This is a genomic window from Streptomyces sp. NPDC046860 (genome assembly GCF_040645115.1).
Lineage (GTDB): Bacteria > Actinomycetota > Actinomycetes > Streptomycetales > Streptomycetaceae > Streptomyces.
Map to the genome: position 1 here is coordinate 277574 of NZ_JBEYXQ010000006.1, position 25147 is coordinate 302720.

The window sequence follows — 25147 nt, forward strand, 5'->3', positions numbered from 1 at the left end:
CGCCACCTCCCACCACCGGCGCGGGCTTCGCCCGACAGCTCGGGACCGGTACCTCCATGCTGCGGCCCGTCGCCCGCTCACGCCCACCGCACGGCCCGCTCAGGGCTCCTCGTCCTCGTCGTCGCGCGCGGGCACCCAGTGGTGCTCGGTGAACCAGCGGCCGAGCAGGGCGCCGCCGTACACCACGAACCCCACCCCGATCAGCCAGGACGACACCACCAGCACGGTGCCGACCGCGCCGTAGCTCAGCGCGTTGGTCACGATCAGCGGGGTGAACACCAGCGTGGAGAACGCGCGCAGCCCCACCAGCCCGAGCAGGGACGCCACCGCGCCCGGCAGCAGGGCCCGCCAGCGGATCTGGCCGCCCAGCAGGAACCACGGGCCCCACCAGAAGAAGAACAGCGTGGTCAGCGTGGTCAGGAAGATCCGGGACAGCCCCCGCATCGTGGTCCCCGTCTGCACCTCCTGGTACAGGTACACCATCAGCACCAGCAGCCAGGTCGCCTGCCGCCACACCCGGTGCCAGCGCCCCGCGGGCAGCCCCCAGATGCGCTCGAAGCCGTTCTGCACGCTGCCCGCGAAGGACACCCCGAACACGGCCAGCATCAGGATGCTCCACGCGCTGGTGGTACCGATGACCTCGCGCGGCGGGCTGAACACCTCGTTGAGGACCTTCGCGGACCGCCCCGACAGTCCCATGCCGTCCGACAGCCAGGACGGGAAACCGCCGCGCACCAGCGGGTCGGCGGCGGCGACCACGATCAGCAGCGGGGCCAGCGTCACCAGCGCGAGGGTGGCGAAACCCATGGCCCGGTGCATCAGTTCCAGCTCGCGGCCGCGCCGGATCAGGACGTGCAGGGCGAGCCACTCCCAGGCACGGCCCGCGCCCCGCCGCCACCGGCTCACCGCTCCTCCCCACCGGGCGGCGGGTAGGTGAGACGGCCGCCCTCGACCCGCGCGTTCTCGTCCAGCGACGCCGGTCTCGTGCTCGTCGCCGACATGATGTGCTCCACCTCCGCGCCCGCCACCAGCAGCGCGTCCGTGATGAGCCTGCGGTGGCAGCGCCAGGGCACCGCCTCGCTGCACATGATGGCCGGGCTGCCGTCCTCGGCCAGCTCCAGCAGCTCGTCGAGCCCCTCGCGGAACTCGTCGGTGGCCATGTGGTCGGCGTAGTCCCGGAACGCCTTCACCCGCCAGGCCCCGTTGGGACTCGGCACGCCGCGGGGCGTGTGCCGGCGCCCGCCCAGCCCGGGAATCCAGCGGTACCCGATGTCCGGCGGCAGCGCCCGCTCGATGGCGGCCCGGTCCCACTGCGGGAACTTCCGCGACGAGGGGAAGGAGCGCACATCGACCAGATGGGTGATGCCGTTGGCGCGCAGCATCGCCACCAGCTCGTCGAAGTCACGCGTGGAGTGCCCCACCGTGCGGATGCGGTTCGTCATCCCGGTGCCGCCTCACCCGACCCGCCCATGCCGCCGGTTCAGGCGTTCGCGGCCCGCACCAGCACCCGGTCCTGGGAGATCTTCACGTCCCAGTCCGGCTGCGCCACCGACGCCGGACCCCGGGTGACCTCGCCGTCCGAGAGCCGGAACGCGCTGCCGTGCCAGGGGCAGTGGATGCAGCCGTCCGCGTCCACCTCGCCCTCGTCCAGCGGGCCCCCGGCGTGCGTGCAGGTGGCCGAGAGCGCCTTCACCGTCCCGTCGTGCCGCACCAGCACCACCGGCACACCGCCCGCGTCGACCCGCAGCGGCTTGTTCTCCTCCAGCGCGGTCAGCGCCGCCACGTCCGTCCACTTGCCCGTCGGCTCCTCGAACGCCGTGTGGCTGACCCCGACGCCGTTGACGTACGACAGGTGCCCGCCCAGGTAGGCGGAGGCGCCCATCAGGCCGAGGCCCACCCCGCTCAGCACCGCCCCCGCGCGCCGGCGTCCGGTCACCCGGACCACCCAGGACGCGGCCTGCAGCACGGTCGCCGCGCCGTTGAGCGCGCCGTGCACCAGGCCGACCCGCTGGGTGGGGCCGTAGGTGTCCGCCCAGTCCGAGGCGCCGCTCGCGGCCGTCGGCACCACGGCGAGCACGCCGAAACCGACGAGCGTGCGGGCCGCCCGGGCGCCGCGTTCGCCCGCCGTCACGTCCAGCAGGGTGGCCATCCCCCAGGCGCCGATGGGGACGTCGGTGAGCACCGGGTGCAGCGCATGGCCCAGCCAGCCGCCGGAGAGTGCGTTCTTCACGACGGTCGGCTTCGTGACCCGGTTGACCAGGGAGGCGGCCGGACCCGCGACGGCGTCGAGCGCGCTGCGGTCCTCGATGTCCCTGATGACGTGCTCGATCTGCTTGGGCATGACGGTCGCTCCTCGTAGCGTTCGGACCTGACGGCCGGTGCCCGCTGCCGCGCCGGCTCGCGCTCTCATCTGGACCGGGCTGCCTGCGCCCGGACATCCTGGGCCGCCGGTAGGGGGGTTCACCGCCCGCGGGGCCCGGTACTCCGTATTCAGCGGGGCCACTCCCGCGGCCCCACGCCCCGCCACTCGACCCACCGCGCGCTCACGACGTCCGACTCCTCCAGCGACGCCAGGACCTCCGGCCCGGCCCGGCGCAGGAACTCCACGACGTCCAGCACGGTGTAGGCCATGCCGACGAACCGCTCCCCGACGCGTACCCGCCTGCCGCCGTCGGGGGCGGGCGGGTAGATCACGACGGGTATGTCCGGGGTCATGTCCCGAGAGTGGCCCAGGAGTACGGCCGCCGCATGCCGGAGTACTCCGGGCCCCCGCGGCGCCGCTACTCCACGGCCGGGTCCTCCTGGGTGTGCCGCACCGCCTCCTGCACGGCCCGCTCCAGCGCGCAGCGGTCCTCGCCGGTCTCGGCCGAACGGTCGGCGATGGCCGCGCACACGGCGTCGTACGCCGTGCGCCAGCGGCGCCGCTGGGCGTCGTACTCGCTCCCGGTGAGACCGGCCAGCCGGGCGCGCTCCACCTCGGCGGACCGTTCCAGTGCGATGAGGCTGTCGGGAATGTCTGCCACGTGGGGATCGTAAGCGCGGATTCCGGAGGGCGCCCGTCGGAGGGCTTTTATCCGGTGCCGGGGGCCCCGCGGATTGGTTTCGCAATCTGTTTCGCCTGATCGGGGGAGTGACCAATCCGCTTGCCGAGCAGATCCGGATTCCCCGTGTGAGGGATGAAGAGAGGGACCACCGGCCGTCGCACGGCCTGGCGCGCACCGCACCGGAGACGTCCGGCGGAGCGCCCGCGGGGTGTGCCGCGCCGACGGCCCGGACCCGCGCGGCGGGGGCCGCCGGGCGTCCTCTCCTCGACGGAGCCGGGGCGCGGTCTGCCGCGAGGCGCCCCGGCTCCTGCCTTCTCACGAACCCCTTGACGAACGCCTTGACGAATCCCGGCGCGGCACCCGCCGCGCGCGACCCTCAGGAGATGACAGAGAAATGATGACCACCACCCGCACCCGCCGTGCCGCCGTCACCCTTGCCGCCGCCGCCGTGCTTCCGCTGGCCCTGAGCGCCTGCTCCTCCGGTACCGAGAAGGACAACGGCAAGTCGGAGTCCTCGGCGCCCGCCGCCTCCTCGCCCAAGGCCAGCGAGGGCATGAGCAGCATGGACGAGCCCTTCGGCCCGGCCTGTTCCTCGGTGCCGAAGAACGGCGCGGGCTCCTTCGACGGCATGGCCAAGGACCCGGTGGCCACCGCCGCCTCCAACAACCCGGCGCTGTCCACCCTGGTCTCGGCGGTGAAGAAGGCCGGCCTGGTCGACACCCTGAACAACGCCCAGAACATCACGGTGTTCGCGCCGACCAACGACGCCTTCAACAAGATCCCGAAGGCCACCCTGGACAAGGTCCTCAACGACAAGGCCCAGCTCACCAAGATCCTGACCTACCACGTCGTGGGCCAGAAGCTGGCTCCGAAGGACCTGGAGAACGGCTCCTTCGACACCCTGGAGAAGTCCAAGCTCATGACCTCCGGCTCCGGCGAGTCCTACAAGGTCAACGGCTCCGCGAACGTCGTCTGTGGCAACGTCAAGACCGCGAACGCCAACGTGTACATCATCGACTCGGTCCTGATGCCCAAGAGCTGACCCGCAAGCGCCGACCCCCAAGCGCCCAAGCAGCGCCCGTCCGCTCCGAAGACCCCTCGGAGCGGACGGGCGCCCAGCCCTTTCTCCAGCCCGACACCCCGATCCCTGGAAGGAACCGCTCGATGCGCCGAACCGCCGTCGTGGGCAGCGGAGTCGCCGGACTCACCGCCGCACATGTGCTGAGCCGGGCCCACCACGTCACCCTGTACGAGGCAGACGACCGCCTCGGCGGGCACGCCCACACGCACGACCTCATAGCCCCGGACGGCCGAATCCACCGGGTCGACTCCGGCTTCATCGTGCACAACCGGCGCACCTACCCGAACCTGCTCCGCCTCTTCCGCGAACTCGGCGTCGCCACGCAGGAGTCGGAGATGAGCATGTCCGTGCGCTGCGAGGGCTGCGGACTGGAGTACGCCGGCGCGCGCGGCGTCCGCGGACTGCTCGCCCAGCCCCGCAACCTCCTGCGCGGCCCCTACCTGCGCATGCTGGCCGAGGTCCCCGCCTTCCACCGGGCCGCCCGCGCCCTGCTGGAGCACGAGGGCGACTCCACCCTCACCCTGGGGCAGTTCCTGGACCGCGCGGGCTTCTCCCCGTACTTCCGGTCCCACTTCATGACCCCGCTGGTCTCCTGCGTCTGGTCCTGCGACGCCGAGACCGCGCAGCACTACCCGGCCGCCTACCTCTTCCGGTTCCTCGCCCACCACGGCATGCTCGCCGTCACCGGCTCACCCGTGTGGCGGACCGTGACCGGCGGCTCACGCAGCTACGTCGACAAGGTGGCCGCCGAGATCCAGGAGGTGCGCACCGGCACCCCGGTCCGCGGCGTCCTGCGCCACGCCGACGGCGTCGACATCACCGCGCACGACGGCACCACCGAGTCCTACGACCACGTCGTCGTCGCCGTCCACCCCGACCAGGCGCTCCGCCTGCTCGGCGACGCCACCGCGGAGGAGAAGGAGGTGCTCGGCGCCTTCCGCTACTCCCGCAACACCACTCTGCTGCACACCGACGCCGCCCTGCTGCCCAGGGCCGCGGGCGCCCGCGCCTCCTGGAACTACCTCATGCCGAACTGTTCGACGGGCTCCGACCGGGTACGCGTCACCTACGACATGAACAGGCTCCAGCGTCTCGACGCCTCCCAGCGCCACCTCGTCACCCTCGGCGGCGAGGACCGCGTCGACCCCGCGCGGGTCCTCGCCCGGATGAACTACGAACACCCCGTCTACACCCCCGAGTCCGTCGCCGCCCAGCGGCGGCTGCCGGAACTCGCCACCTCGGTCACCGCCTTCGCCGGCGCCTACCACGGCTGGGGGTTCCACGAGGACGGCTGCCGCAGCGGCGTGGCGGCCGCCGATGCCCTGGGGGTGACCTGGTGACCGGGGCACCCGCCCTCTACCCGTGCGTCATCCGGCACACGCGCCGCGCCCCCGTGCGCCACGCGCTGCGCCACCGCACGTACATGTGGCTGATCGACATCGACCACATACCGGAACTCCCCCTGCCCCTGAGGCCGTTGGCCCGCTTCCGGGCCCGCGACCACTTCACCGGCCGCGCCCCCTCTATCCGGGCCGCGCTCGACGGTTTCCTCGCCGAGCACGGCATCGACCTCGACGGGGGGCGCGTCGTCATGCTCACCCACGCCCGCGTCCTCGGCCACGTCTTCAACCCCCTCACTCTCTACTGGTGCCACGACGCCGACGGCCGCCCCCGCTGCGTGGTCGCCGAGGTCCACAACACCTACGGCGGCCGCCACGCCTACCTGCTCCACACCGACGCGGCCGGGAAGGCCGACGTGGACAAGGAGTTCTACGTCTCGCCCTTCTATCCCGTGGACGGCCGCTACCACATGCGGCTCCCGCTGCCCGGCGACCGCCTCCAGCTGTCCCTGCGCCTGGACCGGCCCGGCAGCCCGCCCTTCACCGCCGGCGTGCACGGCACCCGCCGCCCGGCCACACCGGGCGCGCTGCTGCGCCTGGCCCTGCGCCACCCCTGGTCGACCCTCGCGGTGTCGGCCGCCATCCGTTTCCACGGCATACGCCTGTTCCTCAGGGGCCTGCCGGTGCAGCCGCGCCAGGTCCGCCACGACCCGGAGAACGCCACATGACCACAGCCCACCCCCGCCCCACGACCAGGACCGAGGAAGCCGCGGTCCCGGCCCCGGTGGACGCCGGCCGCTGGCCCGACGTGGCCACCGTGCCCAAGGCGTCCCGGCCGGTGCGTACCGTCGCCGCCGCCGTCGTACGGCACGCCCTGGGCAGGCTGCCGCTGCGGGTCCGCTTTCCCGACGGCACCACCCTGGGCCTGGGCGGACCGCTCATAGAGGTGCGTGACCCGGACGCCTTCCACGCCCGCATCGGCACCACGGGCCTGATCGGCTTCGGCGAGTCGTACATGGCGGGGGAGTGGGACGCCCCCGACCTGGTCGGCGCGCTCACCGTGCTCGCCTCCCACGCCGCCGAACTCGTCCCCGCCCCCCTCCAGCGGCTGCGCCGGCTGTGGGCACTGCGGCAGCCCGCCGCCCAGCGCAACACCGCGAGCGGCGCCCGCGACAACATCAGCGCCCACTACGACCTGTCCAACGACCTCTTCGCCCTCTTCCTCGACGACACCCTCACCTACTCCTCCGCCGTCTTCCGGGGCTTCCCCGCCGAGTACTCCCTGCTCGCCGCCGCCCAGCACCGCAAGATCGACCGGCTGCTGGACCTCGCCGAGGTCGGCGAGGGCACCCGGCTGCTGGAGATCGGCACCGGCTGGGGCGAACTCGCCCTGCGCGCCGCCGCCCGCGGCGCCCACGTCACCTCGCTCACCCTCTCCCGCGAACAGCGCGACCTCGCCCGGCAGCGGGTGCGCGAGGCGGGCCTCGCCGACCGGGTCTCCATCGAGCTGTGCGACTACCGCGAGGCGCGGGGCACCTACGACGCCATCGTCAGCGTGGAGATGATCGAGGCGGTCGGCGCCGAGTTCTGGCCCGTCTACTTCCGCACCCTCGACGACCGGCTCGCCCCCGGCGGCCGCGTCGCCCTCCAGGCCATCACCATGCCGCACGACCGGATGCTCGCCTCCCGCGACACCCACACCTGGATCCAGAAGTACATCTTCCCCGGCGGCCTGCTGCCCTCCGTCGAGGCGGTCGACGAGACCGTCAGGGAGCACACCGGTCTCGCCGTCACCCGCCGCGACGCCTTCGGCGCCCACTACGCCGAGACCCTCCGGCTGTGGCGCGAACGGTTCACCGAGCGCGCCGAGGACGTCGCCGAACTCGGCTTCGACGCCGTCTTCCGCCGCCTGTGGACCTTCTACCTCGCCTACTCCGAGGCCGGATTCCGCTCCGGCTACCTCGATGTCCAGCAGTACCTGCTCACCAAGGAGTCCACGCGATGACCGACGCCCGCACCCCCGTCCGCGCAGGCGCCGCACACCGGCTGGCCGCGCTCGTCGAGGACGCGCTCGGCGCCCCGCTGCCGGTCCGGCTGCGCGCGTGGGACGGCAGCGAGACCGGCCCGGCCGGCGCCCCCGTCGTCGTACTGCGCTCCCGGCGGGCCCTGCGGCGGCTGCTCTGGCAGCCCGGGGAACTCGGCCTCGCCCAGGCCTACGTCACCGGCGAACTCGACGTCGAGGGCGACCTCGCCGAGGGGCTGCGCGCCGCCTGGCGCTCCGCGCGCGAGCGGGGCGCGCACGCCCCCGCGCTCGGCCTGACCGACCGCCTGCGCGCCGTCGCGGAGGCGACCCGGCTCGGCGTGGTCGGACCCCGCCCGCCCGCGCCCGCCTCCCAGGCCCGGCTGCGCGGCGGACGCCACACCAAGGCCCGCGACCGCGCCGCGATCAGCCACCACTACGACCTGTCCAACGACTTCTACCGCCTCCTGCTCGACGAGACCATGGCCTACTCCTGCGGCTACTGGACCGCCGAGGCCGGCGAGAACGCCGACCCCGCCGACACCCAGCGCGCCAAGCTGGAACTGATCTGCCGCAAGCTCGGCCTCACCCCCGGCGCCCGGCTGCTCGACATCGGCTGCGGCTGGGGATCGCTCACCCTGTACGCGGCCGAACAGCACAAGGTGAAGGTCACCGCCGTCACCCTGGCCCGCGAACAGGCCGCCCACGTCCGTGAGCAGGTGCGCGAACGCGGCCTGGAGGACCTGGTCGAGGTGGTGTGCCAGGACTACCGCGACATCACCGGCTCGGCCTACGACGCGGTCGCCACCGTCGAGATGGGCGAGCACGTCGGCGACGCCGAGTACCCCGCCTTCGCCGCCTCCCTGCACCGCATGGTCCGCCCCGGCGGCCGGGTGCTGGTGCAGCAGATGTCCCGGGGCACCGTCGCACCGGGCGGCGGCGCGTTCATCGAGGCGTACATCGCGCCCGACATGCACATGCGCCCCCTCGGCGACACGGTCTCCCTCCTGGAGGCGGCCGGCCTGGAGGTCCGCTCGACGGAATCCATGCGCGAGCACTACGTGCGCACCGTCGGCGCCTGGTACGAGACGCTGGAGAGCCGCTGGGACGACTTCGTCGCCCTGGTCGGCGAGGAGACGGCCCGCGTGTGGCGGCTGTACCTGGTCGGCGGCGCGCTCGCCTTCGAGGAGGGGCGCATGGGCGTCGACCAGATCCTCTCCGTGCGCCGCTCCGGCGCGGGCGAGAGCGGCCTGGACCTGTCCGAGGCCGCCGACTGGTACCGGAACCTGGGGGAGCGGTGAGCGGCTTCGCCTGGGGCTCCTTCGCCGCGAACCTCGGCTGGGCGGCGCTCACCGCGCTCGGCGTCATGGTGATCACCTTCGCCGTCGCCGTCCGCAAGCGCATGCACCGCATCGTCGACGTCGCCTGGGGCGCCGCCTTCGCCGCGGTCGCCCTGGCCACGTTCGGGGCGTCGGCGGGCGAGGGCGACCTCACCCGCCGGGCCCTCGTCACCGCCCTCACCGTGGTGTGGGGCCTGCGGCTGGCCGTCCACATCGGACGCCGGGGCCGGGGCCAGGGCGAGGACCCGCGCTACGAGGAGCTGCTCGGCAAAGCGCCGGGCAACCGCGACCTGTACGCCTTCCGCATGATCTACCTGCTCCAGGGCGCCCTGGTATGGCTGGTCTCCTTGCCGGTGCAGGCCGCCCAGTACGCGACCGGCCCCGTCTCCGTGCTCGCCTGGCTCGGGACGGCCCTGTGGGCGGTCGGCATCTTCTTCGAGGCCGTCGGCGACGCCCAGAAGGCCCGCTTCAAGGCCGACCCCGCCAACAAGGGCCGCCTCATGGACCAGGGGCTGTGGCGCTACACCCGCCACCCCAACTACTTCGGCGACTTCTGCGTGTGGTGGGGCCTGTTCCTCGTCGCCTGCGACGGCGGGGCCGCCCCCGCCCTCGTCTCCTTCGTCGCGCCGCTGGTGATGAGCTACCTGCTGATCAACGGCAGCGGCAAACGCCTGCTGGAGCGCCGTATGTCCGGCCGTCCCGGCTGGCAGGAGTACGCGTCCCGCACCAGCGGCTTCTTCCCGCTGCCCCCGCGCGGCTGACGCCGACGCACGACGAAGGAGGGGAGCCCCGGCGTGCCGGGGCTCCCCTCCTTCGCTCTTCGTCCGGCGCTCAGCGCGCTCCGTCCGGTGCCCCGCCTACGACGGCAGGCTCAGCACCGTCACCGGCGTGGTCGTCGGCCGGGCCGAACCGCCCGCCGGCTCCACCGTGACCCCGACGCCCGAGGCCCCGTCCACCGAGCCCCGCATCAGCACGCTCTGGCTGGCGCGCGCGGGGTCCATCAGACCGGCGTCACGCATCGTCCCGTCGTCGTCGAACCAGAGCTGGTACACCTTGCCCTTCGGCGGCTCGGGCATACGGGACGACACGAACACCGCCCGGTCCTTCGCGGCGGAGACGACCACCGTGCCGGTACCGCCCGCCACCTTCACCGTGCGGGACCGGGCGTCCGGCGCGGCCAGCACCCCGGCGAGCTCCGCCGACTGCCGCTCCGCCTGCGCCGCCCGCTGCTGGGCGTCCTGCGCGCGCTCCCACTGCCACACCGCCGTACCCCCGAACACGGCCGCCGCGGCCACGCACGCGGCCAGTGCCCAGCGGGCCGGGGCCGCACCCAGAGCCCTGCTCCGGCGCACCCGCTCCGCCGGGCCGGCGGCGGGCGTGAGCTGGCGCACCGAGCCGGCGCGGCGCAGCACCTGCTCGCGCATCGCCGGGCGGACCGGCACGGCCGCGGCCAGTGCCAGGCGGGCGGCGGCCGCCTCGAACTCCTCCACCTCGCGGGCGCAGGACGGGCAGCCGGACAGATGGCGCTCGAAGTCGGCGCGCTCGTCGTCGGGCAGCGCGTGCAGGGCGTAGGCCCCCGTCAGCGTGTGCGGATCGGCCATGGTCACGCGGTCACCCCCAGGCAGTCGCGCAGCCGGATGAGGCCGTCGCGCAGTCGTGTCTTCACGGTGCCGAGCGGCAGCGCGAGCGCCTCCGCCACCTCCCGGTAGGTCAGCCCCCGGTAGTAGGCGAGCGTCACCGACTGCCGCTGGAGGTCGGTCAGCGTGCGCAGACAGCGCCGCACCTGCTCCTGCTCCAGCCGGGACTCCACCTGCTCGGTCACCTCGTCGTACTCCGGCGTACGGTCCAGCAGCGCCGCCTTGGTGTCGCGGGCGGCCGCCGCCTCCACCGAGCGGACCCGGTCCACCGCGCGCCGGTGCGCGAGCGTGAGGATCCAGTTGATCGCCGTGCCCCGGTCGGGCCGGTAGCGCGGCGCCGTGCGCCACACCTCCACGAGCACGTCCTGCGCCACCTCCTCCGACTGCGCCTGGTCGCGCAGCACCGCCCGGACGACCCCGAGCACCGAACCGGACACCGTGTCGTAGACCGAGGCGAACGCCTCCTGGTCTCCGAGGGCCACCTCGTGCAGCAGTTGCTGCAGATCCGGTTCGGCTGCCGGGTTCCTGCCGATGTAGACGGCTTCCTTCACAACTGTCCTCTCCAATGTTGCGCCGGGGCCGGGTCCTCGCGTCGTACCGCGATACTCGTCCCCGCGTAATCCGGGGCCGGTCCGGCCCCGGATTGGTCGCCCCGGCACATTTGACCACGGGCTCAGACCAGCCCCGTGACGGTCACGGTGACCTTCGGCGGCTCCTGGCCGGGCAGCAGCCACGAGAGCCGGTCCTCGGCGGCCCGCACCACGGCGCGGGCCACGTCGAGGGTGCGGACGTGGCCGCGCGCCACGAGGTGGATGTCCACCCGCCACGGCCCGGCGTCGTCCGGACGGCTGACCCGCACTCCGGAGGGCACGGCCCGGCCCCCGTCCGCCGCGCTCCCGCCGTGCGGCAGCGAGCGCAGCAGCCCGCCGAAGCCCGGCCGCAGGAACGCCACTCCCGGCACGGCCTCCACGGCGGCGGCGATCTCCTCGGCGAGGGTGGTGCGCAGCGCGCGGTCAGTCATCGGTCCGCTCCTCCTCGGCTCCGGCCGGTACGTCCACCAGGTCGGTGATCCGGATGTCCACCGACGCGGGCCGCAGCCCCAGCCGCAGCCGGGCCGCCTCGGCCACCCGGTGCCGCACCCGCTCGGCCACCTCCTCCAGGGGGACGTCCACCGGTGCGTGCACCTCCAGGCGCACCGTCACCTCGCCGTGCGAGGGCGCCTGGCGCGGAGTGATCCGGCACGATCCCGCGCGCACCCCGGCGACCGTCTCCGCGGCGCCGCGCAGCGTGCGGGCGGCGACCGCCTCCGTCACCCACAGGTCCTCGTCGTCGTCCCCGAGCGGCACCGGGCGGCCGGGCCGCAGCTCCATCCGGACCACGTCCATCACACGCCGGGTCAGCGCCGAGGCGTCGTAACCGGTGCCGTCCGGGGCGGCCTCCTCGCGCAGCTCCCGCACGCTCGTCTCCAGCAGCGCCAGCTCGCGCACCGCGTCCGCGCAGTACGGGCAGTCGGCGCGGTGCGGGTCGGGCGCGCCCTGCTCCCAGGCGTCCCAGACCCCTGACAGCAGGCGCCCGCAGGCGAGCCGCTCGTCGTCGCCGTCGGGCCCGGTGTACCGGTCGGGCGGGTCGGTGTGCGTGGTCATCGCCAGGCCCCCAGTGCTCGTGTCAGACAGCGTCGTGCGCGGAAGACCCGGGCGCGCACCGCCTCCTGGCTGATGCCGACCGTGTCCGCGATGAACTCGTAGGAGTGTCCGTCCAGCTCGCGCAGGACCCAGCAGGCCCGCTGCTCCGCCGACAGCTGGTCCAGCGCCAGGCGCATCCCGCGCACCGCGTCCCGGGCCTCGGTGATCCGCTCCGGCGAGTCGTACTCCGGCGCCGCCACCTCGCCCGCTGCCTCCAGTGTCGTCACCGGGCGGCGGGCCCGCAGGACGTTGAGGCAGCGGTTGGTGACGATGCGGTAGACCCAGGTGCCGAACGACGAGCGCCGCTGGAACTCCGGCAGCCGGCGCCAGGCGCTGATGAAGGCGTCCTGCACCGCGTCCTCCGCCTCCGCGCGGTCCCCGAGCAGCCGGGTGGCGAGGCCCACCAGCGCCGGGGCGTGCTCGCGCACCAGCACGGCGAACGCCTCCTCGTCGCCCTCGGCCGCGCGCACCGTGAGCAGGTCGTCGTCCGGCCGCGCCGCCGTCGCCTCCCGTGCCGGAGTGTCGTCCGGCGCGCGGTCCGGCTCCGGATACGCGGTCTGTCTGCGGGCCCCCGGCACCGGGCGGCTCCTCTCCGTCGTCCTGCACCTTCGACACCTCGGAGGCTGCTTTGTGACGCGGTATCCGCCACGTCACCTTTCCGCCGTTCCCCTCATCCGCCACTTCAGGCGCGAAAACCCAGGTGGATGCAGGTCGCGGCGCGCGTCATCCGGGTGCGGACAGGCTTCGGCGGAGAAAATTCGGGAATCCGCGTCACAGTCGTGGACCGGCCGGGTCCAACGGAGCGAGAACAGCAGTACGGCCCATCGAGAGGACCTGGTCATGAGCGTCCAGAGCGCACCCGCCACCGGCACCGCCCCGGCGGCCGCCACCACGAAGCCCCAGGCGTCCACCACGGCCCTCACGGGCGGCGCCACCGGAGCCGACGAGCCCGCCGCCACCCGCGGCCGGACCTCCATCGCCGATGTCGTCGTCGTCAAGGTCGCCGGGGTCGCGGCCCGCGAGATCCCCGGCGTGCACGCCATGGGCGGCGGCCTGTCCCGCACCATCGGCGCGGTCCGCGACCGCGTCCCCGGCGGCCGCTCCAACGTCGGCCGGGGAGTCAAGGTCGAGGTGGGGGAGCGGCAGACCGCCATCGACCTCGACCTCGTTGTCGAGTACGGCGTACCCATCGCCGACCTCGCCCGCGACGTCCGGGAGAACGTCATCGACGCCGTGGAGCGGATCACCGGACTGGAGGTCGTCGAGGTCAACGTGACCATCAACGACGTCCACCTGCCCGACGACGAGGACGGCACGCCGGAGAGCACCGCCCGCGTGGCCTGACCCCGCCCGGGTCGGCACGGGGCAGCAGCGAAGAGAAGTCGAGAAGGGCACGGAGAGATGGACAGAGCGCTGACAGGGCTGATCGCCGGCATGGCGCTGGCGTTCGCGGGCTGGTTCGGCGGCTTCGGCGCGTTCCTGCTCGTGGCCGCGCTGGGCGCGGCCGGCTACGCGGTCGGGTACTTCTTCGACCGGGGCGGACGCGCCGAGGATCTGCGGCACGCCTTCGATCGGGGCCGCCGATGACCGCCCGCGAACACCGCGGCACCACCACGGTCTCCGCCCGCGCGGTCCGCCGTATCGCCGGCCGCGCCGTCACCGAGGCGCTGCCCGGCCGCGCCGCGCGGACGACCGGCGCCTCGGCCACCGTGCGCGGCGGGCGGGCCGAGATCGCCGTCGACGTCGCGCTGCCCTACCCGGCGCCCCTCACCCCCGCGGTGCGCCGCGTCCAGGACCACGTGACCGCCCGCACCGGCGAGCTGACCGGCCTCGACGTGCGCACCGCCCGGGTCGGCGTCACCGCGCTCGACCCGGACCGGACGGCCCCGCCCGAGGCGCCGCCCCGCGAGACGGCGCCCGGCGGCCGCGTCCCGCGCCGCTGGTGGGCCGAGCGCAGGCTCCCCCTCGGCGTGCTCACCCTGCTCGCCACCCTGACCTGCGGCGCCCTCGCCGCCGACCTGATCCTCGTGCACACCGGGCACCGCCCGGCCGCCGCCTGGCGCACCGGCACCCTGCACTGGCTCTACGCGCACGGACCCGGCGAACGGCCCGTCACCCTCGCCGCGCTCGGCTGCGCCCTGCTCGGTGTCTGGCTGATCGTCCTCGCCGTCACCCCCGGCCGGCGCGGCCTGCTCACCGCCCACGCCCCGGCACCGGCCACGCACGTCGCCGTGGACCGCGGGGCCGTGGCCGCCCTGCTGCGCGACACCGCCGCCGCGACCGAGGGCGTCGACACCGTCGCCGTACGGGTCCGGCGCCGCCGCGTCACCGTACGCGCCGCCCTCGCCTTCGGGGACCGCGCCGCCGCCCGCGAACAGATCACCGACGCCGCGGCCCGCGCCCTCGCCGGGTGCGGGCTGCGCCGCCCGCCGAGGCTGCGCGTCGCCGTCCGCCCCCTGCCGGTGTGGACCCCGCCCCCCGCCGGGACGGCACCCGCCCCCGCGGTGCTCGCTGCACCGGCCGGAGGCAGCTGATGCAGACCTTCCGCACCGTCCTCAACCGCGGCGTCCTCGCCGTCACCGGCCTCGCCCTGCTGGCCGCCGGGGTCTGGCTGGCCGCCGCCGACCCCGCCCTCGCGGCCCGGCTGCCCGCCCGGCTGCCGGCCCCCTCCGCCGACCGCACCTTCCTGAGCCCCGCCCGCCTCCTCGACCTGCGGACCAGCGCGTGGTGGACGCCCACCGCCATGGCCGCCTCCGCCGCCCTCACCGCGCTCGGCGCCCTGTGGTGCGCCCGCCAGTTCCACGGCGGCGGACGCCCGCTGCTCGCCCTGCCCGCCCCCGGAGCCGCCGTGCGGGCCCGCGCGCTGGAGGAGGCCCTCGCCCGGGACGCGGCCGCCCTCGACGGCGTCGACCGCTGCCGGGCCCGCGTGATCGCCGGACACGGCACAATCACCGTACGGCTGCACCTCTGGCTCCAGCCCGGCACCACCCCCGACGCCGTGCTTCCCGGCGTCGACCGCGTGCTCGGCCGGGCCGGAACGGCCGCGGCCCCCCACCGCGTCCGCAGCCGGGTCCGTCTGAGCGCCCGATCCCACCAGGTACCGCATGTCCGCTGAACCGCACGCCCCCGCCGCCACCCGCCCGCCGCGGCCCACCGACTGGGGCACCGCCCTGCGCCGCACGCCCCTGTCCATGTGGCACGACGACGTGTCCGACGACGCCGCCGCCCTCACCTACTACGCCATCCTCACCGTGCTGCCCGCCCTCCTCGTCACCGTGATCGCCTTCGCGCTGATCAGCCCCGGCACGGCGGAACGGTTCATCACCCAGGTCACCGCCTACGCCCCCGCGGAGTCCGGCGGTGAACTCCACGACGTGCTCGGCCGCATGCTGCGCCCCGACTCCGCCGTCTGGCCGCTGCTGGTCGCCGGGTCCGCCAGCGCCGTCTGGTCCGCCTCCAGCTACCTGGCCGTCTTCCGCCGCTCCCTGCACCGCATGCACCGCGTCGAGGACCACCGTTCGCCGCTGCGCAAGGCCCACCGGATCGTGCTGACCGCGCTCGGCCTGCTCGGCCTGCTCGTCGTCAGCGCCCTGGTGCTGCTGCTCACCGGGCCCGTCGCCGAGGCCGCCGGACGCTTCTTCGGCCTGGACGCCACGGTCGCCTGGGTCTGGCGCCTGCTGCGCTGGCCCCTCCTGCTCGGCCTCGCGGTCGTCCTGATCGTGGTCGTCTTCCGCACCGGCCCCGTCCAGGCCCGGCGGCGCAGCCACAGCCTGCCCGGAGGAGTGCTCGCCGCCGCGCTGTGGATTCTGGTGTCAGGCGGCTTCGCGCTCTACACCTCGGTGCTCGGCGGCTACAGCCGGCTCTACGGGTCCCTCGCGGGCTCGGTGGTCTTCCTGATCTGGCTCTGGCTGACCAACCTCGCCCTGCTCACCGGCGCCCAGTTCACCGCCGAACTGGGCCGCACCACGGCCGAGTCGTCGGCGCCGGCCGACTGAGCGGGCGCGGGGGCGGGCCGGCTCCAGTGCCTGCGCCGCGACCCCGCTGAGCACCAGCCCCACCGCGATCAGCAGCCCGTCCGGCAGCACGATCCCCGCCGCGAGCAGCACCCCGCCGAGCGCCAGCAGCCACCAGCACCGGCCACGGAAGGAGCGGTGGCCTGCGCGCGGCGGGGACGCGGGCCCCGGACGAGCCCCTGCGGACCGGCCGCTCCGGGCGAAGCGCCCCCGGACACCAGCCAGGTTCTCCTCGTCGTACACGTGCATCGGGCGCCTCCCTTCCGGTCCGCTCCCAGCATCCCGGCCGCACCGCCCGCCGCACCATCGGGTACGACCCCCATTTCCGTGACCCCCGACCCCTAGGGCAGACCCGGATGGGTGCCCCCACGGATGGCGCTCCGCCCCCTCCCCGCACACGCTGGAGCTGACGGGCCCGACGGCCCCCGGCGCCAGGAGGTGAAGGCGCGGTGCCCCTGTTCTGGCGGATCTTCCTGCTCAACGCCGTCGTCCTGGTCGCGGCCGCCGCCCTGCTGCTCGGCCCGGTGACCGTCTCCACCCCGGTCCTGCTCACCGAGGCCGCGATCCTCACCGCCGGGCTGGCCGCCATGCTCGTCGCCAACGCCGTCCTCCTCCGCGTCAACCTCGCCCCGCTGCACCGCCTGAGCCGCGCGATGACCGACGCCGACCTGCTCCGGCCCGGCGTGCGCCCGCCCGTATCCGGCCACGGCGAGATCGCCGAGCTGATCACCGTCTTCAACGCCATGCTCGACCGGCTGGAGGAGGAACGCGCCACCAGCAGCGCCCGCGCCCTCTCCGCACAGGAGGCCGAACGCCACCGCGTCGCCCGCGAACTCCACGACGAGGTCGGCCAGACCCTCACCGCCGTCCTCCTCGAACTGGGCCGCGCCGCGGGCCAGGCCCCGCCCGGACTGCGCGAGGAACTCCACCAGGTGCAGGAGACCACCCGCGCCGGACTCGACGAGGTCCGCCGCATCGCCCGCCGCCTGCGCCCCGGCGTCCTGGACGAACTCGGCCTGCTCAGCGCCCTCAAGGCCCTCACCGCCGAGTTCTCCGGCCCCGGACTGGCCGTCCGCCACCGCCTCGGCACCGACCTGCCCCCGCTCGGCCACGGGACGGAACTCGTCCTCTACCGCGTGGCCCAGGAAGGACTCACCAACATCGCCCGCCACGCCCGCGCCCGGAACGCCGAACTCGCCCTCGCCCGCACCCCGGCCGGGGTCGAACTCCGGCTCGCCGACGACGGCCGGGGCATCGGGGGCGCCCCCGAGGGGTCGGGCCTGCGGGGCATGCGCGAACGCGCCCTGCTCATCGGAGCCGGCCTCACCGTGGGCACCCGGCCCGAGGGCGGCACCGAGATCCGTCTCACCGTCCCCGTCCGGAGCGAGAGCCCATGACCGAGCCGGCCCCCGCCCGTATCCTCCTCGCCGACGACCACGCCCTCGTACGGCGCGGAGTCCGCCTCATCCTGGAGGGCGAACCCGGCCTCACCGTGGTCGCCGAGGCCGACGACGGCGCCGAGGCCCTCGCCCTGGCCCGCGCCCACCGCCCCGACCTGGCCGTCCTCGACATCGCCATGCCCCGGCTCACCGGACTCCAGGCCGCCCGCGAGCTCTCCCGCACCCAGCCCGAGACCCGCATCCTCATCCTGACCATGTACGACAACGAACAGTTCTTCTTCGAGGCCCTCGCCGCCGGAGCCTCCGGCTACGTCCTGAAGTCCGTCGCCGACCGCGACCTCGTCGAAGCCTGCCGCGCCACCCTGCGCGGCGAACCCTTCCTCTACCCCGGTGCCGTGGGCGCCCTCGTCCGCGACTACCTCGACCGGGTGCGCGACGGCCGCGCGCTGCCCTCCCGGCTCATCACCGGCCGCGAGGAGGAGATCCTCAAGCTGGTCGCCGAGGGCCACACCTCGCAGCAGATCGCCGGCCTGCTCGTCATCAGCCCCAAGACGGTCGAACGTCACCGCGCGAACCTCCTGCAGAAACTCGGTCTGAAGGACCGTCTGGAACTCACGCGGTACGCCATCCGGGTGGGGCTGATCGAACCCTGACCTACCGCTTCGCGGGAACCGGCGCCTCCTCGGCGGGAGCCGGAGCCGGGGGCGCCCGGCGGGCCGCCCGCATCACGCGGGCCAGCAGATCGGCACGCTTCGCGATGACCGGCCCGAGGACCGCCAGGACCAGCACGTACCCGGCGACGAACGCGGCGAGCCGCCCGTCCAGCCCCGCGCTCGCCGCCATCGCGCCCAGGATCAGCGCGAACTCCCCGCGCGCCACGAGCGTGGTGGCGATGTCGGCGGCGGGCTCGGGGCCATAGCCGTAGCTGCGGGCGACCAGCAGGCCGGCGACCACGTTCATCACGACGGTCAGCGCCGCCGCCGCGGCCACGGGACCCGCCACCGAGGCGAGCCCCGCCGGGTCCAGCGCCAGCCCGAACGCGAAGAAGAAGATCGCCGCGAACGCGTCGCGCAGCGGATGCACCAGCTCGCGCACGCGCGGCCCCGACGGCGTGCCCGCCAGGATCAGGCCCACCATGAACGCGCCGATCGCGTCCGCCACGCCCAGCAGCTCCGACACCCCGGCCACCAGCACGGCCGCGCCCAGGAAACTGATCACCAGCAGTTCGTCGTCGCGGACCCGGATCAGCCGCCCCACCAGCCGGGTGCCGTACCGGGCGGCGGCGGCCAGCACCAGCAGGAACCCGAACGCCTTCGCCGCCTGCAGCACCGTCTCACCGGCCCCCTCGGCGCCGCCGATCACCGGCTGGAGCGCGGCCAGGTACAGCGCGAGGAACAGGTCCTCCACCACGATCACGCCGAGGATCAGCCGGGTCTCCGGACGGCTGATCCGGCCCAGGTCGATGAGGATCTTGGTGACGATCGCGGAGGAGGAGATGCCGAGGACACCGGCCAGCACCAGCGCCTCCCGCGCGCCCCAGTCCAGGGCGAACCCGAACCCGAGGCCCGCGCCGACGTTCAGCAGCAGATAGATCCCGCCCGCCGTCAGCAGCCGCCGCCCGCCGCTCCTGAGGTCGTCCAGCTTGAACTCCAGGCCCAGGCAGAACAGCAGCAGCACGAGTCCGAGCGCGGACAGCATCTCGAAGTCCCCCGGGTCCGACACCAGGACCAGGCCGGGGGTGTGCGGGCCGAGCAGCAGCCCGGCCAGGATGAACAGCGGGATCGTCGGCACCCCGATCCGGGCGCCGAGGCGGGCGAGGAGAGCGGCGGCCAGGAAGGCGCCGCCCAGGGCGAGCAGGGTGTCGGCATGTCCCACGGGCCACCTTCGCCTTCCTCGCGGACGGGCGAAGAGCCTTCCTCCCGGAGCGGCGCCGGGCGTGAGGCCCCGTGCCGTCGACTGTCCCGGTCCGGTCGCGGGGTTCCCGACACCGTCGCACGCCCGCGCTCCGCCCCGCCATGGAGGCCGGCACCCATTCCGGACGGGGTGCGGCACCCATGCGCGGGCGCGCGGGCCGTACGGCGAACGAACCGTGACGAATTGCCGACCGCCGCCCGCCGTGTTTCGTTGGGTGCTGAGCCGCCCCCGCCCCGGTGGCGGCGCCCGTGCCGGCTGGAGGAACCGTGGCCGAGAAGTTCGTGCAGATCATCGCCTTCGAGACCGACCGCATCGACGAGATGCGCACCCTGGCGATGGACATCGACCGGCGTTTCGGGGGCATCGAGCACGGCCCCACCTACCAGGCCGTCCTCAAGGACAAGAACCAGGACGACCGGTACTACGAGGTGCTGGAGTTCTCCTCCCTGGAGGCGGCCGCCCGCAGCCGCCACGACCCCGAGGCCCGCGCCTTCGCCGAACGCATGGCGGCCCTGTGCACCAGCCCGCCCTCCTTCATCGAGTGCGACCTGCTGGAGGCGTCCCGGCCGAACTGACCGGGACGCCTCGGACGGGCTAGCCGATCCGCCACAGGTGGTCGTCGGTGCCGTTGTCCGCGAACTGCACGACCTGCGCGCTGTTCGCCGTGGACATCCCGTCCACGCCCAGCACCTTGCCGCTGTGCTTGTTCTGCAGCCGGAACCAGCCGTCACCGCTGTCCAGACGCCGCCACAGGTGGTCGTCGGTGCCGTTGTCCTCGTACTGGACGACCAGCGCGCTGTCGGCCGTCGACATGCCGTCCACGCCCAGCACCTTGCCGCTGTGACCGTTGCGGACCAGGAACCAGCCGTCCCCCCGGTCCAGCAGCTGCCACGCGTGGTCGCCGGTCGGCGTGTCGTCGAACTGCACCACGCGGGCGCTGTTGGCCGTGGACATGTTGTCCACGGCGAGCACCTTGCCGCTGTGCTTGTTGCGCACCCTGCGGAACGGCGGCTCCGGGGTCCAGGCCCGCCCGTCCGGCGCCGCGGTCGGGAAGCTGCTGATCCGCAGCCGGGCCGCCCCCATCGGGACCAGAGTGACGGTCTCGACCGGGGCGGCGGACCGGGCCGGGCTCTGCTGGAGCGGCGCGACCACGTGCTCGTCGTCCGCGACCCACTCGGCGATGCGGCGGGCCCGCGCCGTCATCCGTACGGGCGTGTTCTCCAGGGTGAACGGATTGGCGGGCACCGAGCCCGCCGACCGGACGAACTCGGGCACCGCGCCCGGCACCAGCCCGTAGTTCCACGCGGTGGTCGCGTGCACCTCGTACTCGGGGAAGGCGTCGTCGCCCGCGTACCGGACGTAGCGCTCGCCGATCCTCAGCGCGTACGTCAGCGGGCCGTGCGCGACGCTGACCGCGTTCCTGCCGCCCGTCCAGGGGCGTACCGTCGTGCGCTGGGGGAGCTTCAGGGCGATGACGTCGCCGTTCGCCCAGGTGCGGTCCACGGTGACGAAGGCGGGGCCCGGGCGAGCGGCCACCGCCCGGCCGTTGACCGTGAGCACCGGGTCCGTGCACCAGCCCGGCACGCGCAGCCGCAGCGGGAAGCGGACCGCGCGAGGTGCGGACAGGGTGAGCCGGACCGTGTCGCCGAAGGGGTAGTCGGTCTCCTCGGTCAGAGTGACCCGGGTGCCCCCGGCCACGGTGGCCGTCACCTGGCTCGGCGCGTAGAGGGCGGCCGCCAGACCCTGGTCCGGGGTTGCCAGCCACAGTTCCTCGGTGAAACAGGGCCAGCCCATGCCGTAGTTGTGCGGACAGCACCGGTAGTTGTCGATGCCCGGCTGGAACGACTGCATGGCGAAGCCGTTCTGGAACTGCCCCTGCGTCTTCGCCGCGTTGTCCAGGTCGACGCTGTTGGCGCTGGTGATGTAGTGCACCGCCTTGCCCTGCGGATCGAGGGCGGCGGGCAGCATGTTGAACGCCAGCTCCTCGCAGCGGTCCGCCCACACCGGGTCCCCGGTGACCCGGGTCAGCAGCTCGTGGCTGGCCATGAACTCGACGATCCCGCACGTCTCGAAACCCTGCCGGGGATCACCGAATCCGGGCCGCAGGTTCTCGTCACCGGCGAACCCACCACCGGGGAACTGGCCGTAGGAGCCGAGGACTTGGTCGTACGTGCGGTATGTGGCGCCCGTGTCGGAGGCCGAGCCGGAGCGCCGGGCGTACTGGGCCGGCTCCCTGAAGCCCTGGGCGATGTTGACGTTGTGCCCGGTGGGCAGCGGGCCCGTCCAGTCGGCGCCCCAGGTGTGCATCTTGTCGGCGAGGTCCAGCAGGAAGGCGTCGCCGGTCCGGTCGTGCAGCCACAGCGCGATGTCGAGACCGTCGCCCCAGCGGGTGGTGATCCAGCTGTGGTCGAAGGCGCCCTTGCCCTGGGCGTTCATGAAGGTCAGGAAGCGGGTCAGGAACGGGATGATCCGCTGGTCGCCCGCGTACTCCTGCCAGGTGCGCAGCGCCATCAGCAGCGGCAGGAACGGCCAGAAGTCGGGGCCGTCGTCCAGCGAGGTGCGCAAGGACCGCGGGCCGAAGAACCCGTCGGACTGCTGGGTGGCCAGCACCGCGTCGATCCAGCGGCGGGCCCTGGCCAGCGCGTCGGCGTCTCTGGTGGCGATGGCCAGCGGGACGAACCCCCGCAGCCAGTAGGGCAGTTCCTCCCAGCCGGGCTTCTCGGGATGCACCCAGCCGGAGTTGTCGAAGTCCAGGAAGTGCGAGCGCCGGTCATAGTGCCCGCACAATCCGTCGAGCTGAAGCTTGAGTTGGCCGGCCAGCCAGCCGCGTGCGGTGATGCTGCCCGGTGCCAGCCGGGTGAAGGCGTCCGGGGCGAGCGCGCGGGCGGCGCGGCCCGCCGAAGGCGCGGCGTGGGCCAGGGGGCCGGGGAGTGCGGCCGTACCCAGCGCCAGCGCGCCGCCGGCCAGGAAGTGACGTCGGTCGAGGGACATGCGGGCGCTCCTGGGGGTGAGTCCGGCATGGGACACGCGGCCCGCCCCGGCAGGGAGCGGGCCGCGCGGTACTTCAGGAGGTGCAGGTGAGCGTGCCGTTCTCGGCGCCCTTGATCAGCGCCTCGTGCGCGGCGCGCAGCCGCTTCGTGTCGGCCTTGAGCACCTTGCGGTCGTAGGTGAGCAGACCGTTCAGCTCGCCCTCGACGTCCGTGATCTGGGTGTACACGGCGCCGTTGCCGCCCTTGCAGGCCGCGAGCTGCTCGACCTCCTTCAGCCGGTCGAGATAGACGTCGGTGTACGTCTCCGGGGTGACGCCCACGTAGGTCATCTGGACCGGGAAGGCGTGTCCGGGCACGCCCAGACCGAGCCCGCCGTACTCGCCGCTGACCAGCGCCCTGCGGCCGTCGGCCTGCGGGACCTGGGGGCTGGGGTAGCCGTGGGCGTCGGCGATGTCGCCGTTGCCGCCGTCCACCGCGCCGCAGCAGTTCAGGCCGCTCATGTTGTTCACCAGCCGGGTCGGGTCGAGGGACTTGGCATAGTCCGCGATCCGGGCCTGGTCGTACTGGCCCCAGCCCTCGTTGAAGGTGACCCACATGACCACCGAGGGGTGGCTGTCGTGCTGGAGGATCATCTCCTTCAGCTCGTGCTCGTACTCGGTACGGGCCGCCGCCGACGGGTTGACCGTGTTCATCGCCGGCATGTCCTGCCAGACCATCAGGCCCAGCTTGTCCGCCCAGTAGTACCAGCGGTCGGGCTCCACCTTGATGTGCTTGCGCACCGAGTTGTAGCCGAGTTGCTTGTGCACCTTCAGGTCGTAGGCGAGCGCCTCGTCGGTCGGCGCGGTGTGCAGGCCGTCGGGCCAGAAACCCTGGTCCAGCGTGGCCATCAGGTACACCGGCTTGCCGTTGAGCATGGTGCGCTGCTTGCCGTTCACCGTCTTGACCTCGACCGAGCGCATACCGAAGTAGCTCTCCACCCGGTCGGCGCCCGCGCCCCGGCCGACGGTGACCTTCACCTGGTACAGGTGCGGGTCGTCTGGGGTCCACAGATGCGGACGGGGGACGGGGACGGAGAACGCGGCGGCGCCGGTGCCGCTCGCCCGGCCGACCTCGCGGCCGCCGTCGTAGGCGACGGCGGTGACGGGCACGCCGTCGCGCACCCCGCGCACGCTCACCGACACCGAGCGGTTCGCCAGGTCCGGGGTGGTCTTGACGTCCTCGGCACGGTCACGGGCCACCGGCTCCATCCACACCGTCTGCCAGATGCCGGAGCTGGGCGTGTACCAGATGCCACTGGGGTCCAGCCGCTGCTTGCCGATCGGCGGGTTCTCGCCGTCCGACGAGTCGGTCGGGTCGTAGACGCCGACGATCAGCTCCTGAAGGCCGCCGTTCTTCTTCAGCGCGTCGGTGACGTCCAGGCTGAACCGGTCGTAACCGCCCTTGTGCTCACCGACCTTGCGGCCGTTGACGTAGACCACGGCCTGCCAGTCCACCGCGTCGAAGTTGAGCTGGAGGCGGCGCGTGCCGTGCACCTGCCAGTCGGCGGGGACGGTGAAGGTCCGCTTGTACCACATGCGGTCCTCGTGCCGTTCGACCCCCGAGAGCTGGGACTCGACGGGGTAGGGCACCAGGATCTTCTCGCCCAGCTTCTTGCCCGTGGGCGGCTGCTCGCCCGCCTCGGCGCCCGCGAACTCCCAGGTGCCGTTGAGGTTCTTCCACTTGTCGCGGGTCAACTGCGGCCGCGGGTACTCGGGATGGGCGTTGGAGGGACCCACCTTGTCGGCCCAGGGGGTGCGGAGCTGGTAGGTGGAGTGGTTGCTGCCCGTGCTCCAGAAGTCGGAGACCGCGGCGCCGTCGGTGCCGGTCAGGCCGCCCTTGCCGTCGTAGCGCAGGTCCGCGTAGCCGCCGTGGCCGCCGACCACCGGCTCCGTCAGCGGGACGACCAGCTTGCTCGGGTCGGAGGCGTCCAGATGCGCGGCGCCGCGCGGCCAGGCGGAGCCGCCGACATCGATGTCGAGGTGGTCGTCGAACCCGGCCGGGGGAGCCTTGAGCTCCTGGGCGAAGTCCAGCACCAGGGTCTTGCCGTCCGGCTGGATCGCCGAGTCCTGCGGGCCGTTGTAGGTGAACCCGTCCGGCAGGCTGAACGCCGACTGCGGGATCGCCTGCTTGGCACCGCCGGGCGGCGTCCAGCGCACACGCAGGTTGGAGCCGCCGTAATGCTCGAAGTACTCCACCTTGATGTCGTAGGCGTGGCCCGCCTCCAGGGTGACGGGCGCCGAGTTCTGCTCGCGGTCCCAGTCGTCCACCCAGTGGTCGATGACGGCCTTGCCGTCGATCCACAGCCGGAAGCCGTTGTCGCCGGTGATCGAGAAGGTGTGGGCGCCGGTCGTGGCCGGGGTGAGCCGGCCGGTCCAGCGCACGCTCACGTCGTCCTGCTGGCCGGTACGGGCCTTCAGGCGCGGTTCGAGGTCGGCGAAGTCGAGCGAGGGATCGAAGGCGGTCGCCTTCAGTGCGGCGAAGTCGAAGGCGCCGGACGCCGACTGGGTGTAGTACTCACCCTTGAGGCCGTGGGCCTCCGCCTGGCCGTCGGCCACGGGAGATGCCGGGGACGCCTGGGACGCGGCGGCTCCCGAGACGACGAGCGTGAGAGCGGTGAACGCGGAGGCCAGCCAGCGGTGCGGGCCGG

The 25147-nt window shown here is 73.8% G+C and carries 27 protein-coding genes; 14 read left to right on the plus strand and 13 right to left on the minus strand.

Translation table 11 applies throughout. The annotated features are described in order from the left end of the window. Window positions 1–99: 99 nt before the first annotated feature. The 5 genes from ABZ898_RS11965 to ABZ898_RS11985 all read right to left on the minus strand — a co-directional run bounded on the left by ABZ898_RS11965 (window position 100) and on the right by ABZ898_RS11985 (window position 3023). Window positions 100–906 (minus strand): ribonuclease BN, encoded by an 807-nt coding sequence (locus tag ABZ898_RS11965; protein ID WP_361656142.1) that lies wholly within the window; start codon window positions 904–906, stop codon window positions 100–102. Then, window positions 903–1442, minus strand: coding sequence for a DUF488 domain-containing protein (locus ABZ898_RS11970; RefSeq protein WP_361656145.1), 540 nt, complete (start codon window positions 1440–1442; stop codon window positions 903–905). Before ABZ898_RS11970 ends, ABZ898_RS11965 begins: the two co-directional genes overlap by 4 nt. Before the next feature lie 38 nt (window positions 1443–1480). After that, window positions 1481–2341, minus strand: a complete 861-nt coding sequence (locus ABZ898_RS11975; protein ID WP_361656148.1) for a Rieske 2Fe-2S domain-containing protein — start codon at window positions 2339–2341, stop codon at window positions 1481–1483. Window positions 2342–2490: 149 nt separating this feature from the next. Then, on the minus strand, window positions 2491–2715 hold the full coding sequence (locus ABZ898_RS11980; RefSeq protein ID WP_361656151.1) for a hypothetical protein: 225 nt from the start codon (window positions 2713–2715) through the stop codon (window positions 2491–2493). Window positions 2716–2780: 65 nt separating this feature from the next. Further along, window positions 2781–3023: a hypothetical protein gene (locus tag ABZ898_RS11985; protein ID WP_361656154.1), complete on the minus strand. Its 243-nt coding sequence runs from the start codon at window positions 3021–3023 to the stop codon at window positions 2781–2783. 415 nt (window positions 3024–3438) lie between these two features. On the opposite strand from ABZ898_RS11985, the gene ABZ898_RS11990 reads away from it, so the two are divergent. The 6 genes from ABZ898_RS11990 to ABZ898_RS12015 all read left to right on the plus strand — a co-directional run bounded on the left by ABZ898_RS11990 (window position 3439) and on the right by ABZ898_RS12015 (window position 9586). After that, on the plus strand, window positions 3439–4086 hold the full coding sequence (locus ABZ898_RS11990; RefSeq protein WP_361656157.1) for a fasciclin domain-containing protein: 648 nt from the start codon (window positions 3439–3441) through the stop codon (window positions 4084–4086). A gap of 122 nt (window positions 4087–4208) precedes the next feature. After that, window positions 4209–5465, plus strand: a complete 1257-nt coding sequence (locus ABZ898_RS11995) for an FAD-dependent oxidoreductase (protein ID WP_361656159.1) — start codon at window positions 4209–4211, stop codon at window positions 5463–5465. Continuing rightward, the gene (locus ABZ898_RS12000; RefSeq protein ID WP_361656162.1) at window positions 5462–6193 is read left to right on the plus strand and encodes a DUF1365 domain-containing protein; all 732 of its coding nucleotides are present in this window, start codon (window positions 5462–5464) and stop codon (window positions 6191–6193) included. Before ABZ898_RS11995 ends, ABZ898_RS12000 begins: the two co-directional genes overlap by 4 nt. Then, window positions 6190–7470, plus strand: coding sequence for a cyclopropane-fatty-acyl-phospholipid synthase family protein (locus ABZ898_RS12005; RefSeq protein WP_361656164.1), 1281 nt, complete (start codon window positions 6190–6192; stop codon window positions 7468–7470). The genes ABZ898_RS12000 and ABZ898_RS12005 overlap by 4 nt, the downstream gene beginning before the upstream one ends. Further along, entirely contained in the window at window positions 7467–8786 is a 1320-nt protein-coding gene (locus tag ABZ898_RS12010) for a cyclopropane-fatty-acyl-phospholipid synthase family protein (RefSeq protein ID WP_361656167.1), read from the plus strand. Before ABZ898_RS12005 ends, ABZ898_RS12010 begins: the two co-directional genes overlap by 4 nt. Further along, window positions 8783–9586 carry a DUF1295 domain-containing protein gene (locus ABZ898_RS12015; protein ID WP_361656169.1) on the plus strand — a complete coding sequence of 268 codons (804 nt, stop codon included), beginning with the start codon at window positions 8783–8785 and terminating at the stop codon, window positions 9584–9586. Before ABZ898_RS12010 ends, ABZ898_RS12015 begins: the two co-directional genes overlap by 4 nt. Before the next feature lie 96 nt (window positions 9587–9682). Here the strand turns inward: ABZ898_RS12015 and ABZ898_RS12020 are convergent, their stop codons facing one another. From ABZ898_RS12020 to ABZ898_RS12040, 5 genes are all read right to left on the minus strand, one after another. Then, window positions 9683–10432, minus strand: a complete 750-nt coding sequence (locus tag ABZ898_RS12020) for an anti-sigma factor (protein WP_361656172.1) — start codon at window positions 10430–10432, stop codon at window positions 9683–9685. After that, complete coding sequence (locus tag ABZ898_RS12025; protein ID WP_361656174.1) at window positions 10429–11013, minus strand: sigma-70 family RNA polymerase sigma factor; 585 nt, start codon at window positions 11011–11013, stop codon at window positions 10429–10431. The genes ABZ898_RS12020 and ABZ898_RS12025 overlap by 4 nt, the downstream gene beginning before the upstream one ends. A 122-nt stretch (window positions 11014–11135) precedes the next feature. Beyond that, window positions 11136–11483: a hypothetical protein gene (locus ABZ898_RS12030; protein WP_361656177.1), complete on the minus strand. Its 348-nt coding sequence runs from the start codon at window positions 11481–11483 to the stop codon at window positions 11136–11138. Then, on the minus strand, window positions 11476–12105 hold the full coding sequence (locus ABZ898_RS12035) for an Asp23/Gls24 family envelope stress response protein (RefSeq protein ID WP_361656180.1): 630 nt from the start codon (window positions 12103–12105) through the stop codon (window positions 11476–11478). Before ABZ898_RS12035 ends, ABZ898_RS12030 begins: the two co-directional genes overlap by 8 nt. Further along, window positions 12102–12623, minus strand: coding sequence for a sigma-70 family RNA polymerase sigma factor (locus ABZ898_RS12040; protein WP_361656308.1), 522 nt, complete (start codon window positions 12621–12623; stop codon window positions 12102–12104). The genes ABZ898_RS12035 and ABZ898_RS12040 overlap by 4 nt, the downstream gene beginning before the upstream one ends. A 361-nt stretch (window positions 12624–12984) precedes the next feature. On the opposite strand from ABZ898_RS12040, the gene ABZ898_RS12045 reads away from it, so the two are divergent. The 7 genes from ABZ898_RS12045 (at window position 12985) to ABZ898_RS12075 (ending at window position 18210) form a co-directional block, all read left to right on the plus strand. Then, window positions 12985–13488 (plus strand): Asp23/Gls24 family envelope stress response protein, encoded by a 504-nt coding sequence (locus ABZ898_RS12045; RefSeq protein WP_361656183.1) that lies wholly within the window; start codon window positions 12985–12987, stop codon window positions 13486–13488. A 57-nt stretch (window positions 13489–13545) separates the two neighbouring features. Continuing rightward, window positions 13546–13731, plus strand: coding sequence for a hypothetical protein (locus ABZ898_RS12050; protein WP_361656186.1), 186 nt, complete (start codon window positions 13546–13548; stop codon window positions 13729–13731). Next, window positions 13728–14678 carry a DUF6286 domain-containing protein gene (locus ABZ898_RS12055; protein WP_361656189.1) on the plus strand — a complete coding sequence of 317 codons (951 nt, stop codon included), beginning with the start codon at window positions 13728–13730 and terminating at the stop codon, window positions 14676–14678. The genes ABZ898_RS12050 and ABZ898_RS12055 overlap by 4 nt, the downstream gene beginning before the upstream one ends. After that, window positions 14678–15259, plus strand: a complete 582-nt coding sequence (locus ABZ898_RS12060) for a hypothetical protein (protein WP_361656191.1) — start codon at window positions 14678–14680, stop codon at window positions 15257–15259. Before ABZ898_RS12055 ends, ABZ898_RS12060 begins: the two co-directional genes overlap by 1 nt. Next, window positions 15249–16139: a YihY/virulence factor BrkB family protein gene (locus ABZ898_RS12065; protein ID WP_361656194.1), complete on the plus strand. Its 891-nt coding sequence runs from the start codon at window positions 15249–15251 to the stop codon at window positions 16137–16139. Before ABZ898_RS12060 ends, ABZ898_RS12065 begins: the two co-directional genes overlap by 11 nt. Before the next feature lie 467 nt (window positions 16140–16606). Beyond that, complete coding sequence (locus tag ABZ898_RS12070; RefSeq protein ID WP_361656196.1) at window positions 16607–17554, plus strand: HAMP domain-containing sensor histidine kinase; 948 nt, start codon at window positions 16607–16609, stop codon at window positions 17552–17554. After that, window positions 17551–18210: a response regulator transcription factor gene (locus ABZ898_RS12075; protein WP_361656199.1), complete on the plus strand. Its 660-nt coding sequence runs from the start codon at window positions 17551–17553 to the stop codon at window positions 18208–18210. Before ABZ898_RS12070 ends, ABZ898_RS12075 begins: the two co-directional genes overlap by 4 nt. Window position 18211: 1 nt before the next feature. On the opposite strand, the gene ABZ898_RS12080 is transcribed toward ABZ898_RS12075, so the two are convergent. Beyond that, window positions 18212–19432 (minus strand): cation:proton antiporter, encoded by a 1221-nt coding sequence (locus ABZ898_RS12080; RefSeq protein ID WP_361656201.1) that lies wholly within the window; start codon window positions 19430–19432, stop codon window positions 18212–18214. A 305-nt stretch (window positions 19433–19737) separates the two neighbouring features. On the opposite strand from ABZ898_RS12080, the gene ABZ898_RS12085 reads away from it, so the two are divergent. After that, entirely contained in the window at window positions 19738–20046 is a 309-nt protein-coding gene (locus ABZ898_RS12085) for a hypothetical protein (RefSeq protein WP_361656203.1), read from the plus strand. 19 nt (window positions 20047–20065) lie between these two features. On the opposite strand, the gene ABZ898_RS12090 is transcribed toward ABZ898_RS12085, so the two are convergent. Both ABZ898_RS12090 and ABZ898_RS12095 read right to left on the minus strand, forming a co-directional pair. Continuing rightward, the gene (locus tag ABZ898_RS12090; RefSeq protein WP_361656205.1) at window positions 20066–22462 is read right to left on the minus strand and encodes an RICIN domain-containing protein; all 2397 of its coding nucleotides are present in this window, start codon (window positions 22460–22462) and stop codon (window positions 20066–20068) included. Between the two features lie 73 nt (window positions 22463–22535). Next, entirely contained in the window at window positions 22536–25055 is a 2520-nt protein-coding gene (locus ABZ898_RS12095; RefSeq protein WP_361656311.1) for a PA14 domain-containing protein, read from the minus strand. Between the last annotated feature and the right edge of the window lie 92 nt (window positions 25056–25147).